Consider the following 3,053-nt stretch of genomic DNA (forward strand, 5'->3'; position numbering starts at 1 on the left):
GCCCGTGATCCTCCGGGACTGGGAGCGCGCTGCGATGACCGTACAGGGCGCCGGCGGCGAGGGTGTTGATGGTGGCGGGGTTGGGGTTGGCGTCTCCCACGGGAACCCAGCGGCCTTGACCCCGGCGAGCGGAACGGCGACGGTCACGGTCGTCCCACTCCCGAGCAGGAGTTCGGCGAGGAGCCCGTGGTAGGACAGCTGCTCGTGCTCGGCCGCGGCGATCCCGTCCCTCCTTCGCCGGTGCACAGCGGAGACGGAGGGACGGATACCAGCTGCGCCGGTCATGTGGTGCGGGGACGTGCCCGGGAGGCCATGGTGATGGCGGAGCCTGTCCTGTCCGGAACCGGGTCACCGCCACTCCGACTGACAAGAACACCGACCAAGAGCAACTCATGTGCGTCTACAAGGGCCGTGGGAACCAGCGGCTGGCCGGCACCGGCCACACGAGGAACGGTCGGGTCGCTGCAGTGGCGTCCCGGCGGTCGCTCTAACAGGTGACGATCGTCGCGGGGCCGAGACAGCCGTGCAGAGCACCCGCGACGGAGTGGTCACGAGGTTGGTGATGCACGCGGTCCCGGTACGAGGCGACGTGACGAACAACTGACGGGCACCGTGTTGACCATCCCAAGGCCGCCTCCGCCCGTGCCTCGGGGCTCGGAGCCGCCGGGCTGGTGCAGCTCGGGTGTAGCCGCCGCAGTTCTCCGTCCTGGTGGGTTCGAGGACTGACCGGTCCCGGCGTTGCAACTGCGGCACCGCGATGTGCGCGAGACTCCTTCATGCCGGTCGGTGCCAGTGCGCTCGGGGGTCGTCGAACGCGTCTTGGTAGTCGGGTCCGGTGATGGGCCACGCGGCGAGCAGTTCCTCCGGCAGGTCGAATGCGTCGACCATGGTCCGGGCGTGTCCGGCCAGGTTGGCGATGGTGTCCTCCAGCAGGTCGGGCAGCGCGTGGACCTGTCCGAGGTCGAGGTCGCCCGAGGCGAGCAGGGTTCCGCTGTGCGCTTGGACGCGGCGCAGGGTGAAGAACCGGTGGGCGGTGCGCAGCAGGTGGGCGGCGGTCGGGTCGGTGGCCTGCCGCGCCCACCCCAGCACGGCTTCGGCGGCGAGGCGCTCGGCGCGGGCGGTCACGGCGGCGAGGGCGGGGGGCGCGGCCGTGTTCCAGCGGTTCCGGCCGACCGCAGGTGCCCCGCGCAGCCGTGCACGGCCGGTGTTGAGAAACCTGTGCTCGACCGCGTGCAGCAGCGCTTGGAGGTGGTCGGGGTCGTCCAGGTGGCGGGAGCGCGTCGGGCGGGGATGGTCAGGTGCCGTGAGCAGCAGTTCGGCGCCGGCCTTGGCCCACAGGGCGGTGTTGTCGCCCTCCGCGGTGATCGTGCCCTCCAGGTCGGCGGCGATGACGCTGAGGCCGTTGACCGGCAGCAGGCCCTGCGCTCCGCAGCGCTCACGGCATTCGATCGCCACGGCGCGGGCCTGCCAGGTGGTCCAGCCCTTGGTGATGGCGACCAGTCGTTCGGCGTCGGCGGTGTCGTCGGCGTCGGTCGGGTCGTGCTCGGCCCACCGGCGCACGGCGGTGCGGTGCAGCGCCGTCATGGCGTAGCAGGTGACCAGGGAGTGACGACCACAGCGTTGCCCTCGGGGTCGAGGCCGATGAACTGGGCGAACCCGACACCGTCCACGCGGTCGGCGGAGAACTTGAAGTTCGTGCGGACCGTCCGGCCCCGCGCCGGCGACCGCTGGGAGTTTTCGTGGACGGGGATTGCGGGTTCGGGTGGCTGGCGGGGCCGGCCGTCTGTTCGCCGTCGGGGATGACTTCGAAGTAGGTACGCCGGGGTATTCGCCGGTGACGTAGTAGTCGGTGGTGATCCCGAGCGCGGCCTGGGTGCCGAGGGTGTGATGGCGGCGAGTGCGTTTACGTGTTGGTGGGCAGACTCCAGTGCGGGGTGTGCGGGCGGAAGATGGATTCACATCGCTCCCACGGACGGGCCGCCTACCGCTGCCGCCACGGCCACACCACCGCCCACACCCGACCGGACGGCGTGCCGCGCAACCTCTACCTGTGCGAGGACCACCTCCTGGCCCGCATCGCCGCGCACCTCACCGCCGCGGGCATCGCCGAGGACCCAGGCCGGGAGCAGACCGCACGGCTGGTCGACGAACTCGGACTCGTCATCCGCTGCGACGCCGCCTGCATCACGCTGCTCGACCGCGGCGCCACCGGGCGGCGCACACCACGCAGACGCCTGGCACCGCAGACCGTCCATGGCAGACCCGGGACCGGAGATCGTGGAAAGGCCGGTGAACAACTCCTGCTGACCTTGAGCTGCGCGGCGGCCTCGGAGTCGGATCAGCCAGACGCTGTGCTTGCCGAAAATGCCGTCCATGCAGATCAGGCGGCGTGGTGATACTCGTTGAGGATGCCGCCCAGTCGTGGCCGTCGGCGGATGTCGAGGTGGGTGAGGGTCGCTTGGTCGGTGGCTGGCTGTGGCAGCGGTTGTAGCGGTCGGGCGTTGGCGATGCCCTGGTGGGGTCGATGGGTGTTGTAGAAGTGCTCGTACTCGCGCACTACGTGCAACAGATGCTGCTGGTTCCAGATGAGGCTGCGGTCGAGGAGTTCGCGGCGGCAGCTGTGGATCCAGCGTTCCATGATCGAGTTCATCCGGGGTATCCGGACACCGGTGAGGGCGACCGGATGCCCGCGTCGACGATGACGGCGTCGAACAGGACTGGGTATTCCCGTCACGGTCGCGGATCAGGAACTGCGCGGGGCTGCTTGCGTCCTCGAGGTCCATGACGAGATTCCTGGCGGCTTGGGTGACCCAGGCTGCGGTCGGGTGTGCGGTGGCGCCGAGGACGCGGATGCGGCGGCTGGCGTGCTCGATCACCGAGCACGTACAGGCGGGTACCGCTCAGGGTGGAGGTCTCGAAGAAGTCTCAGGCCAGGAGCGTGTCGGCCTGGAGGCGGAGGAAGGCCGACCAGGTCGTAGAGGGTGAAGCCGTCGCCCGAGGGGGTGAGGACCATGTCCGTGGAGTAGACGTCCGCGCCGTGCTCCTTCTCGGAC

The 3,053-nt window shown here is 70.1% G+C and carries 4 protein-coding genes and 1 pseudogene; 2 read left to right on the forward strand and 3 right to left on the reverse strand.

Features of this window, described 5'->3' with window-relative positions; all coding sequences use genetic code 11:
• Positions 1-774: 774 nt before the first annotated feature.
• The gene (locus AB0G02_RS33280) at positions 775-1,584 is read right to left on the reverse strand and encodes an acyl-CoA dehydrogenase (RefSeq protein ID WP_360802243.1); all 810 of its coding nucleotides are present in this window, start codon (positions 1,582-1,584) and stop codon (positions 775-777) included.
• Between the two features lie 329 nt (positions 1,585-1,913).
• Between AB0G02_RS33280 and AB0G02_RS33285 the strand changes: the two are divergent.
• Together AB0G02_RS33285 and AB0G02_RS33290 are read left to right on the forward strand one after the other, a co-directional pair.
• Positions 1,914-2,003, forward strand: a pseudogene (locus AB0G02_RS33285) (recombinase); the annotation flags it as partial.
• 27 nt (positions 2,004-2,030) lie between these two features.
• Positions 2,031-2,396: a hypothetical protein gene (locus AB0G02_RS33290; protein WP_360802252.1), complete on the forward strand. Its 366-nt coding sequence runs from the start codon at positions 2,031-2,033 to the stop codon at positions 2,394-2,396.
• Here the strand turns inward: AB0G02_RS33290 and AB0G02_RS33295 are convergent.
• Together AB0G02_RS33295 and AB0G02_RS33300 are read right to left on the reverse strand one after the other, a co-directional pair.
• Positions 2,381-2,638 (reverse strand): integrase core domain-containing protein, encoded by a 258-nt coding sequence (locus AB0G02_RS33295; RefSeq protein WP_360802246.1) that lies wholly within the window; start codon positions 2,636-2,638, stop codon positions 2,381-2,383. The genes AB0G02_RS33290 and AB0G02_RS33295 overlap by 16 nt on opposite strands.
• 234 nt (positions 2,639-2,872) lie before the next feature.
• Positions 2,873-3,053 (reverse strand): hypothetical protein (locus AB0G02_RS33300; RefSeq protein ID WP_360802249.1); only part of this gene is annotated, 181 nt, incomplete at its 5' end.

Source organism: Actinosynnema sp. NPDC023658 (genome assembly GCF_040639995.1).
GTDB lineage: Bacteria > Actinomycetota > Actinomycetes > Mycobacteriales > Pseudonocardiaceae > Actinosynnema.

Excerpts from the sequence above, each read along its gene's own strand:
- AB0G02_RS33280 (WP_360802243.1), bottom strand. The coding sequence starts at position 1,584 with ATGACGGCGCTGCACCGCACCGCCGTGCGCCGGTGGGCCGAGCACGAC.
- AB0G02_RS33295 (WP_360802246.1), bottom strand. The coding sequence starts at position 2,638 with ATGGAACGCTGGATCCACAGCTGCCGCCGCGAACTCCTCGACCGCAGC.